Annotated in this window: 17 protein-coding genes and 1 pseudogene; 13 read left to right on the plus strand and 5 right to left on the minus strand. The window is 71.0% G+C overall.

All coding sequences use genetic code 11. The annotated features are described in order from the left end of the window. Positions 1 to 4: 4 nt before the first annotated feature. A complete protein-coding gene (locus D473_RS0118065; protein ID WP_026127071.1) occupies positions 5 to 559 on the minus strand; it encodes a MarR family winged helix-turn-helix transcriptional regulator in 555 nt (184 codons plus the stop codon). Positions 560 to 642: 83 nt separating this feature from the next. Between D473_RS0118065 and D473_RS0118070 the strand changes: the two genes are divergently transcribed. Next, entirely contained in the window at positions 643 to 2,913 is a 2,271-nt protein-coding gene (locus D473_RS0118070; RefSeq protein ID WP_017610456.1) for an LLM class flavin-dependent oxidoreductase, read from the plus strand. 14 nt (positions 2,914 to 2,927) lie between these two features. Here the strand turns inward: D473_RS0118070 and D473_RS26720 are convergent. Further along, a pseudogene (locus tag D473_RS26720) lies at positions 2,928 to 3,845 on the minus strand (aldo/keto reductase); the annotation flags it as partial. Between the two features lie 303 nt (positions 3,846 to 4,148). Here D473_RS26720 and D473_RS0118080 point away from each other — a divergent pair. The 5 genes from D473_RS0118080 (at position 4,149) to D473_RS0118100 (ending at position 8,114) form a co-directional block, all read left to right on the plus strand. Next, positions 4,149 to 4,988 carry an undecaprenyl-diphosphate phosphatase gene (locus D473_RS0118080; RefSeq protein WP_017610458.1) on the plus strand — a complete coding sequence of 280 codons (840 nt, stop codon included), beginning with the start codon at positions 4,149 to 4,151 and terminating at the stop codon, positions 4,986 to 4,988. A 65-nt stretch (positions 4,989 to 5,053) separates the two neighbouring features. After that, complete coding sequence (locus D473_RS0118085) at positions 5,054 to 5,836, plus strand: MSMEG_4193 family putative phosphomutase (protein WP_017610459.1); 783 nt, start codon at positions 5,054 to 5,056, stop codon at positions 5,834 to 5,836. Positions 5,837 to 5,854: 18 nt separating this feature from the next. Next, positions 5,855 to 6,436, plus strand: a complete 582-nt coding sequence (locus D473_RS0118090) for a DUF3090 domain-containing protein (protein ID WP_026127072.1) — start codon at positions 5,855 to 5,857, stop codon at positions 6,434 to 6,436. Between the two features lie 19 nt (positions 6,437 to 6,455). Then, complete coding sequence (locus D473_RS0118095; RefSeq protein ID WP_017610461.1) at positions 6,456 to 7,238, plus strand: SCO1664 family protein; 783 nt, start codon at positions 6,456 to 6,458, stop codon at positions 7,236 to 7,238. Between the two features lie 96 nt (positions 7,239 to 7,334). Then, on the plus strand, positions 7,335 to 8,114 hold the full coding sequence (locus D473_RS0118100; RefSeq protein WP_051043127.1) for an HAD-IIA family hydrolase: 780 nt from the start codon (positions 7,335 to 7,337) through the stop codon (positions 8,112 to 8,114). Positions 8,115 to 8,219: 105 nt separating this feature from the next. Here D473_RS0118100 and D473_RS0118105 read toward each other — a convergent pair whose 3' ends face one another. Continuing rightward, positions 8,220 to 8,591, minus strand: coding sequence for an RNA polymerase-binding protein RbpA (locus tag D473_RS0118105; protein WP_017610463.1), 372 nt, complete (start codon positions 8,589 to 8,591; stop codon positions 8,220 to 8,222). Positions 8,592 to 9,301: 710 nt separating this feature from the next. Between D473_RS0118105 and D473_RS0118110 the strand changes: the two genes are divergently transcribed. From D473_RS0118110 to D473_RS0118140, 7 genes are all read left to right on the plus strand, one after another. After that, positions 9,302 to 10,807 carry a sensor histidine kinase gene (locus D473_RS0118110; RefSeq protein WP_051043129.1) on the plus strand — a complete coding sequence of 502 codons (1,506 nt, stop codon included), beginning with the start codon at positions 9,302 to 9,304 and terminating at the stop codon, positions 10,805 to 10,807. Beyond that, the gene (locus D473_RS0118115) at positions 10,807 to 11,211 is read left to right on the plus strand and encodes a roadblock/LC7 domain-containing protein (protein ID WP_017610465.1); all 405 of its coding nucleotides are present in this window, start codon (positions 10,807 to 10,809) and stop codon (positions 11,209 to 11,211) included. Before D473_RS0118110 ends, D473_RS0118115 begins: the two co-directional genes overlap by 1 nt. Next, positions 11,208 to 11,567 (plus strand): DUF742 domain-containing protein, encoded by a 360-nt coding sequence (locus D473_RS0118120; protein ID WP_017610466.1) that lies wholly within the window; start codon positions 11,208 to 11,210, stop codon positions 11,565 to 11,567. The genes D473_RS0118115 and D473_RS0118120 overlap by 4 nt, the downstream gene beginning before the upstream one ends. Next, a complete protein-coding gene (locus D473_RS0118125; RefSeq protein ID WP_017610467.1) occupies positions 11,548 to 12,171 on the plus strand; it encodes a GTP-binding protein in 624 nt (207 codons plus the stop codon). Before D473_RS0118120 ends, D473_RS0118125 begins: the two co-directional genes overlap by 20 nt. Beyond that, positions 12,168 to 13,376 carry a cytochrome P450 gene (locus D473_RS0118130; protein WP_017610468.1) on the plus strand — a complete coding sequence of 403 codons (1,209 nt, stop codon included), beginning with the start codon at positions 12,168 to 12,170 and terminating at the stop codon, positions 13,374 to 13,376. Before D473_RS0118125 ends, D473_RS0118130 begins: the two co-directional genes overlap by 4 nt. After that, complete coding sequence (locus tag D473_RS0118135) at positions 13,376 to 14,620, plus strand: cytochrome P450 family protein (protein ID WP_017610469.1); 1,245 nt, start codon at positions 13,376 to 13,378, stop codon at positions 14,618 to 14,620. The genes D473_RS0118130 and D473_RS0118135 overlap by 1 nt, the downstream gene beginning before the upstream one ends. A 135-nt stretch (positions 14,621 to 14,755) precedes the next feature. Then, a complete protein-coding gene (locus D473_RS0118140; RefSeq protein WP_017610470.1) occupies positions 14,756 to 15,517 on the plus strand; it encodes a hypothetical protein in 762 nt (253 codons plus the stop codon). A gap of 85 nt (positions 15,518 to 15,602) precedes the next feature. On the opposite strand, the gene D473_RS0118145 is transcribed toward D473_RS0118140, so the two are convergent. Together D473_RS0118145 and D473_RS0118150 are read right to left on the minus strand one after the other, a co-directional pair. Next, positions 15,603 to 17,288, minus strand: a complete 1,686-nt coding sequence (locus D473_RS0118145) for an ABC-F family ATP-binding cassette domain-containing protein (protein WP_017610471.1) — start codon at positions 17,286 to 17,288, stop codon at positions 15,603 to 15,605. 134 nt (positions 17,289 to 17,422) lie between these two features. Next, complete coding sequence (locus tag D473_RS0118150) at positions 17,423 to 18,052, minus strand: restriction endonuclease (RefSeq protein ID WP_017610472.1); 630 nt, start codon at positions 18,050 to 18,052, stop codon at positions 17,423 to 17,425. Positions 18,053 to 18,054 lie beyond the last annotated feature (2 nt).

Genomic DNA, 18,054 nt, shown 5'->3' on the forward strand with positions numbered 1-18,054 from the left:
GAGCTTATCGCTCCCCGGCAACAGGCCTGCCGCCCTCACCGGGACTGCCCTCACCGGGACCGCTCGTGGTCGGGGCGACCTCGCGCACGGCGGCGCACGGGTCGGTCCCGGGGGAGCGCCGTTGGACGGCCTCGGCGGCCTGCGCGGCCGCGTCCCGGAACAGGTCCTGCGTGGGCCGGTCGACACCGGCCAGCAGCTGCTGCTCCTCCTCGGCGACCCGGGCGCGGGCCTCTTCCAGGACCTCTCGGCCCCGGCCGGTCACACACACCCGGCGGACCCTCCGGTCGCGCGGGTCGACCTCACGCCGCACGAGCCCGTCCTCTTCCAGGTCGTCGAGGAGGTAGGTCATGACGCTGCGGTCGATGAGCAGGCGCTCGGCCAGTGAGGCCTGGGTCGGTGCCTCGTGTTCGGCGACGTCGGTGAGCACGTGGTATCCGCGGCTTCCGTGTCGCACGTCGGACAGGCGGCCTTCCACACGTTCGTGCCAGTGGCGCAGGAGGACCGCCAATGACCAGCCCAAATCGCTCTCGTGAGGGCCGTCCGGGGTGGTAGGAGTCATGAGGCCACGGTAGCAGGAACAGGTGGTACCACAGATAAGTTGTAAGAATTATCGTTTACCACGCCAACGATTGAGGGAGTGTCATGACCGACTACGGTCACCCCCTGCAGTTCGGCACCTTCCTGACGCCCGCGGCCGAGGACCCCGACCGCACCGTGCGCCTGGCCGAAACCACCGAGGAGGCCGGCCTCGATCTGGCCACCTTCCAGGACCACCCGTACAACCCCGATTTCCTGGACACCTGGACCTTGCTGTCCTGGGTGGCGGCCCGCACCTCCCGCCTCCGTGTGGCCGGCAACGTGCTCAACCTGCCGTTGCGGCCCCCGGCAATGCTCGCTCAGGCCGCCGCGAGCCTGGACCGTCTCTCCTCAGGCCGTTTCGAGCTCGGTCTCGGCGCGGGTGCCATGTGGGACGCCATCGCCGGCATGGGGAGCGAGCGACTCACCCCCGGCCAGGCCGTCGACTCCCTCGGCGAGGCCATCGACCTCATCCGCCAGGTCTGGGACACCGACACCGACGCTCCCGTGCGCGTGGAGGGCACCCACCACCGCGTGGCGGGCATGCACCGGGGCCCCGAGCCCGCCCACCGCATCGGCATCCACGTCGGCGCATACAAACCCCGCATGCTGCGCCTGGTCGGCACCAAGGCCGAGGGATGGCTGCCCAGCACGGGATACATGCAGATCGAGGACCTGGCCCCGGCCAACCGCACCATCGACGAGGCCGCCCACGAAGCAGGACGTGACCCACGTGAGATCCGGCGCGCGCTCAACCTCATGGGGACCGCCCTGACCCCGCGCAAGCACGGCTTCCTCCAGGGCCCGCCCGAACAGTGGGTCGAGGAACTGCTCCCTCTGGTACTGGAACAGGGAATCTCCACCTTCGTGCTGGGAACCGACGATTCGCGCACCATCCACATCCTGGGAGAGGAGATCGCCCCGGCCCTGCGCGAGGCCGTCGAACGCGAGCGCCGCAGCGCCGGCACCCGCACCGGGGAAGTGCGTCCGGCCGCGGTGCTCGCCGCCCGGCGCGAGGGCATCGACTACGACGGCCTGCCCGGCCCCCTGCGAGCCCGTTCCGTCGAGCCCGGTGACCGCGGCTACGAACGTGTGCGCCACACCTACATGCGCCGCGGCCGGCCCGGCCTGGTGCTGCGCCCGCGCGACGCCGACCAGGTGGTCCATGCGCTGGGCCACGCCCGGGAACAGGACGTCGAACTGCACGTGCGCAGCGGCGGCCACGGGATCAGCGGGACCTCCACCAACGACGGCGGGATCGTGCTCGACCTGTCCGCCATGAACGCCGTGGAGGTCCTGGACCCCACCACGGGACGGGTCCGGCTGGGCGCCGGGGCCCGGTGGGGCAGGGTCGCCACCGAGCTGAACGGCCACGGCCTGGCCCTGAGCTCCGGCGACCACGGCGGGGTCGGCGTCGGCGGCCTCGCCACCACCGGAGGTGTCGGTTACTTGGGGCGGTCCCACGGTCTGACCATCGACAACGTCACGGCCGCCGAGGTCGTCACCGCCGACGGCCGCGTGCGGCGTGTGGACGCCGCCGAGGACCCCGACCTCTTCTGGGCCCTGCGCGGAGCCGGCGCCAACGTCGGGGTGCTGCTCTCGGTGGAGGCCACCGCAGCCCGCCTCGGTGAGGTCGTCCTGGGCCAGTTCGTCTACGACGCCACCGACACCGCCGGGTTCCTGCGTGCCTGGGGCGAGATCACCGAGAGCGCCCCGCGCGAGGTCACCGCGTTCCTCACCATGGGCCCGCCCGGAGGGGGACGCGGGGCCACGGCCCAGGCCATGGTCGTGTACGCGGGCCAGGACACCGACGCCGCCGTGCGGTCCCTGGAACCCTTCCTGAAGGCCGGCCCGGTCCTGGACCAGCGCGCCCAGATCGCTCCCTACCCGGCGGTGCTCGTGCCGGGAGAGGGACACCACCAGGGGCACGGCCTCCCGATCTCCCGGTCGGGTCTGGTCCCCCATCTGGACGAGACCGCCTCGCAGGCCGTCGCCGACCTGCTGAACACCGGGGACGTGCAGCTCATGCAACTGCGCCAGGTCGGTGGAGCGGTCAACGACGTGCCCGCCGACGCGACCGCCTACGCCCACCGCCACCAGAACTTCTCCTTGGCGGCGATGGCCCCGCCGCGCCTGGTCGGGCGCATGGACGAACATTGGGCCCGGGTCGAACCGTATCTGGAGGGCATGTACCTGAGCTTCGACACCCGTACCGGGCCGGGCGTGCTGGAGAAGGCATTCCCCGCGCCGACCCTGGAACGGCTGCGCCGCATCAAGCACCGGTACGACCCCGAAGGCGTGTTCAACAGCAACTTCCCGGTGCCGCCGGCCGCCTGAGGGGCGGCCGGCGNCTCGCGGATCTTGGGCGGAAGCTCCACCGTCTCCACGTCCAGGATCTCCTCGAGCTGGGGCAGGGTGCGCGGTCCCACCACGGCGGCCGCCACTCCGTCCTGCTCGCGCGCCCAGCTCAGCGCTACCGCGAGAGGGGGTACCCCCAGGCCCTCGGCCGCCGTGCACACCGACTCCACGACCCGGCGGCCCGGTTCGTCCAGGTAGGGCTCCACGTAACCGGCCATGTGGGGGAAGGCCGCTCGGGAGTCCTGGGGGACCCCGCTCCGGTACTTGGCGCTGAGCACCCCGCGCCCCAGCGGCGCCCAGGCGATCAGGTGCGCGTCCGAGGCGGCCGCAGCAGGTAGCAGAGCGCGGTCGGCCTCCCGGTTGAGCAGCGAGTACTCCGAACCCGCGCTCACCATCGGTACCCGGTCCGGTCGCGCCCGCTGCCAGGTGGCCAGCGTCGCGAACTGCCAGGCCTCGACACTGCCCGCGCCCACGTAGCGGGCCTTGCCCGCGGCCACCGCCGCCTCCATCGCCGCCAGCGACTCCTCCGGCGGGGTCGCCGGGTCGAAGGCGTGCAGCTGCCACAGGTCCACGTAATCGGTCTGCAGACGACGCAGCGAAGCGTCCAAGGAGGCCAACAGGTGACGGCGGGAGGTGTCCACCGGACGGTAGCCGCCCGGGGTGTGGCCGCTCTTGGTCCCCACGACGACGTCTTCGCGAGGCACCGCCCCGCGCAGCAGGCGCCCCAGGATCCGTTCGCTCTGCCCGCCGGTGTAGATGTCCGCGGTGTCCACGAACGTGCCGCCCGCGTCGACGAACGCGGTGAGCTGCTGACCGGCCTCCTCCTCCGAGGTGTCGTTGCCCCAAGTCATCGTGCCCAGGGCGGTCCGTGAGACCCAGAGGCCTGATCTGCCCACCTGTCGCTGTTCCATGCGGCGGAGATTACCGTGTTCAACTCCCGTCGGTCTCGGGTACACCTTGCTGGTCTACCGTCGGGGTCGCTCGGCTCACCGTCTCCGGACGGCGGGAGCCCCGCGGATGTGTGCATCGACGCCGCCGCCGACCCCACTCGAAAGCCCGGAGTAGTGTCCCTGATGCTTTCGGTGACTAAAGTGGGGACGGCGGTGCCGGCCACACGGACGCGGTAGCGATGGCCCCGTGTCCCGGTCGAGCCGAGAGCCCCTGGCCGTGCTCCGGTGCCCTGCGCCGGACCCTCACGAAAGTCCGATACCTCCGTGTCCATCCTCGAGGCGGTCGTCCTCGGCCTCATCCAAGGAATCACCGAGTTCCTGCCGGTCTCCTCCAGTGCCCACCTGCGTGTGTTCGCGGCCTTCTTCAACTGGCCCGACCCGGGTGCCGCCTTCACCGCCGTAAGCCAGATCGGAACCGAGCTGGCGGTCGTCATCTACTTCCGCAGGCGGGTGTGGGCGATCATCTCCACCTGGTGCCGCTCCTTGTTCGACCGCGGCCTGCGCAGCGACATGAACGCCCGCATGGGCTGGTACATCATCCTGGCGACCATCCCCATCGGCATCCTCGGTCTGACCCTGGAAGACCACATCGAGGGCATCTTCCGCGACCTGCGCCTCATCGCCCTCAGCCTCATCGTCTTCGGTCTCATCCTGGGCGCGGTCGACCGCATGGCCCGGCGCGAACGGCAACTGGAGGACCTCACCCTGGGCCGCGGTCTCGGGTTCGGTCTCGCCCAGACCCTCGCCCTCGTCCCCGGTGTCTCCCGCTCCGGCGCCACCATCACCGGAGGCCGGCTCCTCGGCTTCACCCGCCCGGCCGCCGCCGAGTTCGCGTTCCTGCTCGCCATGCCCGCCGTGTTCGCCTCCGGGTTCTACAAGATGCTCGACATCGGCGGCAACGAGTACGCCGGCTGGGGCGCCACCCTCGTGGGCACCCTCGTCGCCCTCGTCGTCGGCTACGTCGTCATCGCCTGGCTCATGCGCTTCATCCAGACGCACAGCTTCATGCCCTTCGTCTACTACCGGGTGGCCCTGGGCGTGCTCATCCTCGTGCTCGTCCAGTTCGCCGGGCTCGCCCCGGAGGGCGGCGCCGGCGTCGGCTGAGTCCGGGGCGCGGGCGACGGTGTCGGCGGTGTCCGCCGGGCAGGGCCAGGTCCTAAGGTGGGGGTATGGCGACACCGGAAGCACAGCACGGCTCCCCGCCCGCGCCCGCGCCCGTACCCGAGGCGGTCACCCTCCTCCTGGTTCGGCACGGCATGACCGACGTCACCGGACCGAAGCTGGCCGGACGCGCCCCCGGTGTCCATCTCAACGACACCGGGCGTGTGCAGGCCACCCACCTGGCCCGGCGCCTGGAAGGGCTCACCGCCTCCGCCCTGATCTCCAGCCCGCTCGAACGCTGCCAGGAGACCGCCGATGCCGTGGCCGAACGCCTCGGTCTCCCCGTGACCACCGACGAACGTTTCATCGAGTGCGACTACGGAAGCTGGACCGGCCGCTCACTGACCGAACTGTCCGAAGAACCCCTCTGGCGAGTCGTGCAGGACCAGCCCAGCGCCGCGCGCTTTCCCGGCGGTGAAGCGCTGGCCACCGCCTCCGCCCGCGCGGTCGAGGCCGTCCGCGATTGGAACGGGCATGTGGCGGACCAGGTCTCGGAGCCCGAGGACGACACCCCGCGCGTGCCGCCCGTCTACGTCGTGTGCAGCCACGGCGACATCATCAAGGCGATCGTCGCCGACGCCCTGGGTATGCACCTGGACCTGTTCCAACGCCTGCGCGTGGACCCTTGCTCGGTCACCTCCCTCACCTACACCCGCTCCCGTCCCTTCATCAACGGCATCAACGACACTGGTGAAGCCCTGGCCGCGGGGCTGCCCACCGCCACCGAGGCCAAGGGCGAGGCCGCTGTCGGAGGGGGCTCCGGGGCCTCGGGGCGCACCGAACAGGCCTGATCATTTAGGGTCGTGTCCATGCCCGTCTTTCAGTTCAACCCGCCAGAACGGTTCGTCGCCGGAACCGTGGGCCAGCCGGGGGAGCGCACCTTCTTCCTGCAAGCCGTGGGCGAGGGGCGCGTCACCAGCGTCGCCCTCGAGAAGGCCCAGGTGGAAGCCCTGGCCTCCCGAGTCGAGGAGCTGCTGGAAGAAGTGAACCGCCGCTTCGGGGCCCAGTCCGGCGAGTTCGTACCGCCCGAGGACGAAGGGCCCCTCGAACAGCCCATCGAGGAGGACTTCCGCGTGGGCACCCTCGCCCTGGCGTGGGACGCCGAGGCCGCCCGCGTCATCATCGAGGCCCAGGAGATCGACGAGAGCGCCGGAGAGGAGCTCGGCGAGGACGAAGAGGAGGAGCTGGAGGTCTTCACCGAGGAGGGCCCCGCCCACCGCGACGTCCTGCGTGTCTACCTCACCCCGGGTGAGGCCCGTTCCTTCGCCGGCCGTGCCCTCAAGGTCGTTGCGGCCGGGCGGCCCAACTGCCCCCTGTGCGAGCGCCCGCTGGACCCGGCCGGGCACGTGTGCGTGCGCCAGAACGGGTACCGGCCCGACCGCATCGTCTGACGTGGCCGGAGAACACGACATGTCCGAGGGTCCGGCGTCCGACGCGCTCACGGGTGACGTCCGCGATGCCTTCGACGGGCTCACCCCCGACGAGGGGATGCGGCTTCTACGCGAGGGCGCCCTGTCGGTCGAGGGCCGTCTGACCGCCGCTTCCAACGCCACCCTGTACTGCACCGTCTCCGACGGCGCTCGCTCGGCCGCGTGCGTGTACAAGCCCGTGGCGGGGGAGCGGCCCCTGTGGGACTTCCCCGACGGGACCCTGGCCGGCCGCGAGGTCTCCGCCTTCGCCGTGTCCCAGGCGCTGGGCTGGTCGGTCGTGCCGCCCACCGTGCACCGCGACGGGCCGTTCGGTGAGGGAATGGTCCAGCTGTGGGTGCACGGTGACACCACGGTGGACCTGGTGGAGCTGTCGCGGAGCACCGATCATCCCGGGCTGCGGCGCATGGCTGTCCTGGACGCCGTGATCAACAACACCGACCGTAAGATCGGCCACCTGCTGCCCACCACCGGCGGCCACCTCTACGGCTGCGACCACGGTGTCTCCTTCGCGGAGGACTACAAACTGCGCACCGTCCTGTGGCAGTGGCAGGGCCTGCCGCTGACCGAAGAGGCCCTGACCGCGCTCATGGGCGTGCGGCGCCTGCTCGGCGACCCCGCGAGCGAGATCGCCGGGACCCTGGACCAGCACCTGACCGGACCCGAACGCCATGCTGTCCGCGACCGTGTCGACCTGCTCATCCAGCACGGCATTCACCCCTACCCGGCACCGGACTGGCCCGCGGTGCCCTGGCCTCCGGTGTGAGACGTCTCAACTACCGCAGGGGAGTGTTCGTATGCGTCCCCGCACCTGCACAATGGTCCCGTGAGCAACGACAGTGAGTGGAACTACCTCTTCGACATGGACGGCGTGCTCGTGCGCGAAGAGCACCTCGTCCCCGGCGCCGACGCCCTCTTGAAGGAACTGCGGGACAACGAGACCCCGTTCATGGTGTTGACCAACAACTCCATCTACACGCCGCGGGACCTGCGCGCGCGGCTGCTCAACTCGGGGCTGGACATCCCGGAGGAGGCCATCTGGACTTCCGCCCTGGCAACCGCGCAGTTCCTCCAGACCCAACGGCCCGGAGGGTCGGCCTACGTCGTCGGGGAGTCCGGGCTGACCACCGCCCTGCACGACGTCGGTTACGTCATGTCCGAACGCGATCCCGACTACGTCGTGCTCGGTGAGACCCGTACCTACAGCTTCGAGGCCATCACCCGCGCCATCCGGCTCGTGCGCAACGGGGCCCGCTTCATCGCGACCAACCCCGATCAGACCGGCCCGAGCGCCGAGGGCCCCCTCCCGGCCACCGGCGCGGTCGCGGCGCTCATCGAGAAGGCCACCGGGCGGCGCCCCTACTTCGTGGGCAAACCCAACCCGCTCATGATGCGTTCGGCGCTGCGCCGTATCGGCGCGCACTCGGAGAACACGGTCATGGTCGGCGACCGGATGGACACCGATGTGCTCAGCGGCCTGGAGGCCGGACTGCAGACGATCCTGGTGCTCTCGGGAATCTCCGGGCGGGAGACGGCCGAACAGTTCCCCTACCGGCCCACCCGTGTGCTGGAGTCGGTCAACAACCTCGTCGGCGCCACCCGGGACCCTTTCGGGACCGACTGCGTCCGGACCGAGGACTAGAACCTGTTCCGCCCGTCACGCGAGACGGGCCGGACACGAAGACGGGGGCGGCGGACCGTGGTCCGCCGCCCCCGTGAAGTCGGATCCCGCTGTCGCGAGGTGCTACTACTGGTCGGCAAGCTCCTCGACCTTGGCCGCCTCTTCGCGGCGGCGTGCGCGCAGCACCTCGAGGCGCTCGGCCAGGACCTCCTCGAGGTCCTCCATGCTCCGGCGCTCCAGCAGCATGTCCCAGTGCGTACGCACCGGCTTGACGTTCTTGGGCTCCTCGCCCTCGCCGTCCCGCCGCCGGGCGCGGTCACCGCAGAAACGGCATTCCCATTCCACGGGAACCTCTGCCTCGGTCGCGAAGGTGACCGAGAACTTGTGGCCCCGGGTGCAGTCGTAGGTGACCTCCTGCCGGGGAGCCAGGTCGGTGTTGCGGTCGTTCTCGTAGCTCGTCGCTCCGAGCCGGGTGCCGCGAAGTGCTCGCTCGGCCATCGTGTGGGTGCCCTCCAGGCGCTCGTGCTCTTTCGCGGGGGTATAACGCGTCGGTCCACGTCAAGATTCCCTGAGGACCCGAGATCGAACCACGCGTGATGCACCGGGGGACCGTGTCTCCTCCCGGTGCGTGTGCCGCCTCGGTGTCGCTGTGTGGGTGTGATGCTGGACACGGGCCGATCGTCCGTGTGCGCCCCTGTCTCTGTGCCCCCACCGTACGGCCTGCGCATTCGTGCTTCATCACCGGCCCCGAGGCGCCATCGGCGGGGCCGGGGCCGCCGCCCTGTGAAGGGTGGATGAATTCGGGGTACGGTCCGCGTGTTTTCGTGTTTGCCCCGCCCTCGTTATTCCGCCGGGTTTTTCCGGTGCGGCCGTGGCCTGCGGGGCTCCTCCCGTTGTCGCGGCCGTAGCGGTACCGGGCCTCCCTCGGGGCCAGGTCCCCGTCAACGGCTCGACCGCCGTGGCGTCCGTGCGCGATTACCACAGCCTTTCCCGGAGGCGCAATAGTCATTGTTTCCCCTCGGGAACCGGAGTAAAAAGGTCGGTATTTCCGTTATCGTCATCCACGTCGCTTGGTGGTATGTTGTGCCGCTGTGTGGCGAAAGCGGCGCCGAGGCATTCCGGTCTGCCCTTTCAGCTCCCCCCTCGTGCAGGAGGATCCCTGACCACCCTGTGTGGTCCCATCAGCAACGACGTGGCCGGACGTGGAGATGACCGACAAGATCCCCCGGGACCGTGGAGCGCCCCCGCCACGGTCCAGCGCACCCCTGTGGTTCCTGCTGCCGGTGCCCGCCCTGCTGCTCTGGGGCCAGGTGCTGTGGGTGGCACCCGAAGAGCTGCTCACCCCGGTGCTGGCCGCCGGCGGCCTCACCGTGGTCCTGCTGACCGTGTGCGCCGCGCTGCTGGCTCGATACGCCCGTACGGTGCACCACCTGCGCGGCCGAATCGACGCCATCTCGGACCAGTCCGTCTCGCTGGCCGAGCGGGACCTGCCCCGGGCCGTCACCCGCCTGCGCGAGGGCGAGAGCGCCGAGCGGGTCCTGTACGGGCTGCCCCGGGCCGAGCACCCCTCCGGGCAGGCCGTTCTCGACCTCGTCGTCTCCGAGATCTCCCACGCCGAACGGCGCCGCGCCGCGACCATCACCGCTTGTGCCACCGCTGCCGGGCGTATCCAGGCGATGACCACCACGATGCTCGCCGACCTGCGCAGCATGCAGGACAGCCACGGCGACGGCATCGCCGGCGCGGACGTCCTCGGCGACCTGATGCACCTCGACCACACCGTGGCCCAGACCGGACGCACCGCCGACAGCATCGCCGTGCTCACCGGGGCACGCTCCGGCCGCCGCTGGGGCCGGTCCATCCCTCTGGAGAGCATCGTGCGCGGCGCCATGGGCCGCATCGGCGGCTACCAGCGCGTGCGCCTGCACCACGTGCCCGCCCAGGCGCTCGCCGGCTTCGCGGCCGAGGGCATCATCCACGCCCTCGCCGAGATCCTCGACAACGCCGCCAAGTTCTCCCCGCCCACCTCAGAGGTCCACGTACACGTGGAAGAGGTCCAGGCCGGGCTGGCGGTCATGGTCGAGGACGGCGGCCTCGTCATGGGAGAGGAAGCCTTGCGCCGGGCCCGGGACACCGTCGACCGGGGGCTGGACATCGGCGCCATCTCCGGGACCCGCCTGGGACTGTCCGTGGTCGGGCTCATCGCCCGGCGCTACGACCTGTCCGTGGCTTTCCGCCCCTCCTCTCGCGGGGGCACCGCGGTCGTGCTGCTCGTGCCCCGCACCCTCATCAAACCCCTCGACGACGGGCCCGCGCGGGCGAGCGCCCCCGCGGCCGCGACACCACCCGCCCAGCAGTCGGCCCCACGGTCCCCCGGGACACGGACGGGACCGCAGCCGTCCGCGCCGCAGGTATCCGCAGCTCAGCCACCCGCGCCGCAGTCGCCGGAACAGCAGGCACCCCCGCCCCCGCCCGCACCGCAGGCGGACCCTGCCCCCGAACCGGTCGGCAACTCTGCAGCCGAGGAGACAGACACACCCCCACGCCACGCCAGCGGCCTGCCCATGCGCAGACGCGGCCGGACCCTCGCAGCCACCCAGCGGCCCGAACCCGGACCCACCATCTCCGGGCCCACCACTTCCGCCCAGGGATTCGGGGCCTTCCGCTCCGCTGTGCGAGGCCAGGAACCGACCGGAACACCGAAGGACGAATGATGGACCTCGACAAGCTCACCTGGCTCCTCGAAAGCCTCCTGGAACGCACTCCTGGAACCCGTCACGCACTGGTGCTCTCCCGGGACGGCCTCAAGCTCTGCCACAGCTCCGGCCTCGGCCGCGACAGCGCCGACCACCTCTCCGCCATCGCAGCCGGGCTCCAGAGCCTCTCGCAGAGCGCTTCGATGGAGTTCGGCAACGGCGGCGGGGGTGTACGCCAGGCCATGGCCGAGTTCTACGGCGGCCTGCTCTTCATCGTCGAGGCCGGTGCCGGCGCCCACCTGTCCGTGCTCACCTCCGAGGAGGCCGACCCCGGCCTCGTCGGACACAACATGAACGAACTCGTCGAGCAGCTGAGCGAGCACCTGACCACACCACCGCGCCAGACCACGGGGGCTCCGTGACCCGCTCCCACCGTGACGAGAGCCCTGACCGCCTCCACGTCATCACCGGAGGACGCAGCAGGGGAGCGGACGACGCGCTCGACGCCGTGACCCTCGTGGTCGCCGAGAACCTACCCGCCCCCGGGATGCAGTCCGAACACGCGGCGATCCTGCGCCTGTGCCAGTCACCCACCGCCGTGGTGGAGGTCGCGGCGCACCTGGCCCTGCCCGTCACGGTCGTGCGGATCCTGCTCACCGACCTCATCGACACCGGTCAGCTCACAGCGCGCCACCCCGTGCCCGCCCCCTCCCAGGCCCACCCTTTCGCTTCCCCGGACGTGCTGGAGAAGGTGCTCGTTGCACTCCACAACCTCTGAATTCGCCCCTCACGGCGGCAGCCTGCCCCAGACCGCCGCCCACGCGCTGAAGATCGCCGTCGTCGGTGGCTTCGGCGTCGGCAAGACCACTCTGGTGCGCTCGGTCAGCGAGATCCGGCCGCTCGACACCGAAGAGACCATGACCCGCGCCGGCGACCGCGTCGACGACCTCGGCGGGGTCGAGGACAAACACTCCACCACCGTGGCCTTCGACTTCGGCCGTATCACCCTGGACGCGACCTCCGTGCTCTACCTGTTCGGCGCCCCGGGCCAGAAACGTTTCTGGTTCCTCTGGGACCGGCTCTTCTCCGGTGCGCTCGGCGCGGTCGTCCTGGTCGACACCCGCCGCATCGAGGACTCCTGGTACGCCATCGACCGCCTCGAACAGCAAGGCACCCCCTTCATCGTCGCCCACAACGATTTCGGTGGCCAGAGCCACGACCTCGAGGACGTACGCGGGGCCCTGGACCTGGACCCCGCAGTGCCGCTGGTGCGGTGCGACGCCCGAGAGCGCGCCTCCGCCAAACAGGTTTTCATCACCCTCGCCGAGTGGGTGCGCTCCCTGGCCTCCCTGTCCCCCCTCCCTCAGGAGAGCGCTACATGAACAGCTGTCCCGTCCGTCTGCGCGGCCCCGAACACACGGTCGATCCCGCCGGGCACATCGAGGCGATGCGTGCCGAGTACGGAGCCGTCGTGCCCGTGCTCATGGACGCAGACGTGCCCGCGTGGATGGTCATCGGCTACCGGGAACTGCACCATGTGCTCAACACCCCGGCCACGTTCGCCCGCAGCTCCGCCCGCTGGAACGCCTGGGACCGGGTACCCGCCGACTGGCCTCTGCTGCCCATGGTCATCCAGATGCCCACGGTGCTCTACAGCGAAGGGGACGAACACCGGCGCCGAGCCCGGGCGATCACCGACGCCCTCGCGGCCGTGGACCCCCACGAACTGCATTCGGTCACCGTCCGGATGGCCGACCGGCTCATCGACTCCTTCTGCGGCGCCGGCGGCGTCGACCTGCGCACGGCCTACGCTGCCCGGATCCCCGCTCTCGTCCTGGCGTGGATCTTCGGGCTCGATGAGCACCGGGGCGACGAACTGGCCGCGGTCATGACCGCCATGATCGACGGCGGCCCGGACGCCATGGTCGCCCAGCGCGAGCTCCTGGCCCGAATGGCCCACCTGATCGCCGAACGGCGCGCGGCCCCCGGCCCCGACGCCGTCTCCCGGCTCCTGGCCCACCCGGCCGGTTACACCGACGAGGAACTCACCGCCGAACTCATCGTGGTCCTGGGCGGGGGGAACCAGCCCACCGCTGAGTGGATCGGCAACGCGCTGCGGCTCATGCTCACCGACGAGCGTTTCTCCGCTTCCTTCGCGGGGGCGCGCAGCAGCGTCCGGGCCGCGCTCAACGAGGTCCTGTGGGAGGACACCCCCACACAGATCCAGGCGGGGCGGTTCGCGGTCCACGACACCGAACTCGGCGGTCGCCACATCCGCCAGGGCGACATGGTGCTGCTCGGCCTCTCGGGCGCCAACCGCGATCCCGGCGTGCGCGCCGGAGTTCCCGCAGAGGGCAACAACGCGCACCTGTCCTTCTCCCACGGCGCGCACCAGTGCCCCTTCCCCGCTCAGGACATCGCCGAGACCGTCGCCGCGACCGCGGTGGAGATCCTGCTGGACCGGCTGCCCGACGTCGAGCTCGCCGTCGCCCCGCAGGAGTTGCGCTGGCGTCCCTCCCCGTGGGTGCGCGGCGTCTCCTCCCTCCCCGTCACCTTCACCCCCGGATCCCCCCGAGGAGACTATTGATGCCCTGCCCCGTCGACCATGGTTCCAGCGGAAGCATCACTCTCGACCCCTACGTCCGCGACCTGCGTACCGAGCGCGAGGACCTCCACGCGGCCGGCCCGATCACCCGCGTCGAACTGCCCGACGGGGTGACCGCCTGGGCCGTGACCCACCACCGTGTGGCCCGCGACCTGCTCACCGACCGCCGCATGGTCAAGGACGTGGCCCACTGGGACGACCTGCAGCAGGGACGCATCCCCGAGGGATGGCCGCTGCTGAGCACGATCCCCCCGACCCCGACCAACCTCCTGGGCACCGACGGCACCGAACACAAGCGCCTGCGCGAGCTCACCGCCAAGGCCTTCTCGGCCCGCAGCACCGAGCGTGTGCGTCCCCGTGTCGAGGCGATCACGGCCGAACTCCTCGACTCCCTGGAGGACCGGGCCGAGCAGGTCCTCGACCTGAAGTCGGAGTTCGCCTTCAAACTCCCCATGAACGTCATCGGTGAGCTCTACGGCGTGGACAGCGCTGAGCACGGCTACCTGCGCGACATGTACGTGAAGTTCTTCAGCTCGGTCACCTCGCCCGAGGAGTTCGTGGAGGTCTACACGACCCTGGAGCGCTACTACGACGACATGATCGTCGCCAAGCGCGCCGCCCCCGGCGACGACCTGACCACCGACCTCATCAACGCCGGCGAGAACGGAGACGCCCTCACCGACCTGGAGATCCGCGGAACCCTGCAGGTCGTGGTCGCGGCCGGACACGAGACCACCGTCAACCTCCTCTCCAACGCCGTGCGGGCCCTGCTGACCCACCCCGAGCAGTTCGACCTGGTCAAGCAGGGCGAGGTCGGCTGGGAGACCGTGGTGGAGGAGACCCTGCGCTTCGACCCGCCCACCTCCAACTTCGTCTTCCGTTTCGCCTCGGAGGACGTGGAGGCCGGGGGCGTGACCATCGAGAAGGGCCAGGCCCTGATGGTCTCCTACGGCGCGATCAGCCGTGACCGCGAGGAGCACGGCAGCGAACCCCACCCCGACACCTTCGACCTGACGCGTGAGCAGGGGCGCCACATCTCCTTCGGGTACGGGCCGCACGTGTGCCCGGGCTCCCACCTGGCGCGCATGGAGGGCCGGATCGCCCTGCCGAAACTGTTCGAGCGCTTCCCCGACATGCAGCTCGCCGTGCCCGACAGCGAGCTGGAGAACCACCCCTCCATCGTCGTCAACAGCCTCAAGGGGCTGCCGGTGCTCTTGCGGCCCTGACCCCCTCCCGCCCGGGGCCGTGCCCGGGAGCGGTCCCGGGCGGGACGCAAACCAGGCTTTGAGCGGCAAAGCCTCCCGTTGACGCGTGTCGAACTACCGTGTGCTGAGTGGAACCGGGACCCACTGGGGAGGCCGATGTTCTCCGCACGCGTATCCACCGTCGCCGCGGCCCTGGCCCTGATGGCCGCGCCCCACGGCGAGGAGCCGTCCGGGGGAGCGGAACGCCAAGAGGCCTCCCCGAGCCTGGTCCGCGACTACGTGAGCGCGCTCGCCGCCGCCTCCGACCCCGACCGCATGCGCGAGGGCCTCGACCTGACCGAGGACGGCTCCACCGCCCACGACTACCTCCGCCACTACGCCACCCTCTTCCAGGCGTGGGAGGACGAGGGAGCCCCCGTGCAGGACAGCGACGTGCAGAGCATCGCCGAGGCCCACGAACTCTGCCGCACCGAGGAACCGGCCGGCCGACCCGTGTGCGTGGTCTACGAGAACTTCACTGAGAACGACGGCCGCCTCACGGGCCTGCGCGTGAACGGCACCGACCCCGGCCCGCGCCTGTCCTCCGCCGATGACGTCACCGACGACTCCGAAGGTGTACAGGCCACCTTCCTCAGCGCCTACCGCACCGTCGACGACGACACCCTCGTCGTCACCGTCGACCTCACCACCGTCGACGAGGCCGGCCTGGACCTGGACGGCGCCACCTACGTCCCCGACGGGAGCGAGGACGGCGAACCCTCCGCCCTGTCCGCGGGCCGCCACGAACTCGACCCCGGGAGCGGCACCCTCGCCGCCTTCTACTTCCCCCGCGCCGAGCCCGGTGGTGAGCTGCGCCTGGAGGGGTGCCTGGCCGAGTGCTCGGCCGTGGTCGACCTCGACCTGCCCGTACCCGAATGACACCTACGGCCGCACGGCTCGACGAGGGCACCCGCCCCGCGCCCCGGTCAACAGGACCGCATGTGGCACCCGCCCTGCCCACAGGTCAGTGCGGGCGCTCCACCCGGCCCTCGTCCCACACCGGTTCCGCGCTCTCCTGGACCCGGCCGTCGGCCCCGAAGACCACGAACCGGTCGAAGCCCCGGGCGAACCACCGGTCGTGGGTGACCGCCAGGACCGTGCCCTCGAAGGGCTCCAGCGCGGTCTCCAACGCCTCTGCCGAGACCACGTCCAGGTTGTCGCTCGGTTCGTCGAGCAGCAGCATCGTCGACCCCGCCAGTTCCAACAGCAGGATCTGGAAACGGGCCTGCTGACCGCCCGAGAGCGTGTCGAAGGTCTGCTCGGCCGACAACGCCAACTCGTAACGGTCCAGTGCGCGGCCCGCCTCCTCACGGGGCAGCCCTTTCCTGGCCCCCTCGCCCTCGTGCAGGATCTCCAACAGTGTGCGGTCGGCGAACTCCGGGTGCTCGTGGGTCTGTGCGAACCAACCCGGGAACACGCGCGCACCCAGCCGTGCCTTGCCGGTGTGGGCGACCGGGGCGATCCGGGAGCGCTCCTCCTCCGACAGCAGCGACGTCTCCGGGAGACTGCCGCCCCCGGCCAACAGGCGCAGGAAATGCGACTTGCCCGACCCGTTCGCGCCCAGCACCGCGACCCGCTCGCCGTAGCGCACCTCCAGGTCGAAAGGGTGCATCAACCCGGTCAGCTCCAACCCCTCGCACACCAGGGCCCGCTTTCCGGTACGGCCCCCGCGCAACCGCATCCGCAGGTTCTGCTCCCGCGGGCGCTGCTGCGGCGGCCCGGCCTCCTCGAACTTGCGCAACCGGGTCGTCGCCGACTGGTACCGCGAGGCCATGTCCGAGTTGTAGGACGCCTTCTGTTTGAACATGCGCACCAGGGCCTTGAGTTTGGCGTGCTCCTCGTTCCACCGGCGGCGCAGCTCGTCCAGGCGTGCGAAACGCTCCCGACGCGCCTCGTGGTAGGTACCGAAGGCCCCGCCGTGGACCCAGGCACTGTTGCCCGCCGCGCCCAGCTCCAACGTGACGATCCGGTCCGGGACCCGGCTCAGGAGCTCACGGTCGTGGGAGACGAACAGGACGGTCTTGGGGCTGGCCCGCAACGCCTCCTCCAACCACCGCTTGCCCGGCACGTCCAGGTAGTTGTCGGGTTCGTCCAACAGCAACAGAGGAGCCGGGCCACGGAGGAGCGCCTCGATGACCAGGCGCTTCTGCTCACCACCGGAGAGCGTGCGCACCTCCCGCCACCGGCACCGGGCGTAAGGGGCACCCAGGGCCGCCGCGCAGCACTGGTCCCACACCACCTCGGCACCGTAACCGCCGGCGTCGTGGTAACCGGTGATCGCCTCGGCGTAGCGCATCTGCGTCTTCTCGTCATCGGAGCCCATCATGGCCTCCTCCGCCCGCTCCAGCTCCGCGTGCGCCCGCCGCACCGCGGCCGGGGCCACCGATACCAGCAGCTCGTGCACGGTCGTCGTGTCCCGCACGTGCCCCACGAACTGGGGCATCACCCCCAGCTCGCCGTCCACGGTCACCGCACCCGACTGCGGCGCGGCCCCACCCCGCACCAACCGCAGCAGCGTGCTCTTGCCCGCGCCGTTGGCTCCGATCAGTGCGGTCTTGGACCCCTCACCCACCCGGAAGGACACCTCGTCCAACAGCGGACGGCCGTCCGGCAGGGTGTGGCCGACCTGGTTGACGTCGATGTGGCCCACGGCTGCTGTCCCCACCCTCTGCGTGCTCCGGTGCGACCATCGCACCGCCGGGCAGGCTCGCACGCTGTTCCACCACCGGGCAAAGCCTTTTCCGCCCGCTCCCCGCCCACCCGCCGCTCGCACGGGAAGCCCGCTCAGGCCGCGTCGGAGGCTCCGGGGCGCGCCGGGGGCAGTTCGGGGACGCGCTCGCCGCGCATCCACAGCGCCAGGCCGTGACGGTCCACCAGGGCCAGGGCGGCGTCGTGGCCCGCGTCGGCCTCACGCACCGCCGCGTCGGTGAACCCCTGGGAGGCCACGAAAAGCCCCGTGAAGCCCCGGTGCGTGCCGGAGAGCGTGCCCACGAACGCCCGCACCTCGTGGGGCGGGACCGGGCGCCGCCACCGCTTGCACTGCACCACCACCGCGCGCCCGTCGGGGGCATGGGCGCGCACGTCCGCGCCGCCGTCGGAAGCGCCGCCGACCACCTCCACCCGCGTGTAGCCGTGGGTGCGCAGGAGCGAGGCCACGAACTCCTCGAACTCGGTCCCGGTCATCGTGTCGACGGCCGACAGGTCGGTGCGCTCGACCAACCGTTCCTCCCGCCGCCGGGCCAGACGCCGACGCGCCCACCACACCAGCCACACGGCCCCCACCAGGCCCAGAGCTCCGAGCGCGGCCCACAGCAGCGGCCGGTCGGCGTTGGTGCTCAACCAGGCGCCCAGCACCAACAGGCCGAAAACCACCAACGGCAACCCGTCCCGGTGCCGGCGCACGAACGCCCACACGC

Origin of the sequence: Nocardiopsis xinjiangensis YIM 90004 (assembly GCF_000341145.1) — a bacterium.
GTDB classification, from domain to species: Bacteria; Actinomycetota; Actinomycetes; order Streptosporangiales; family Streptosporangiaceae; genus Nocardiopsis; species Nocardiopsis xinjiangensis.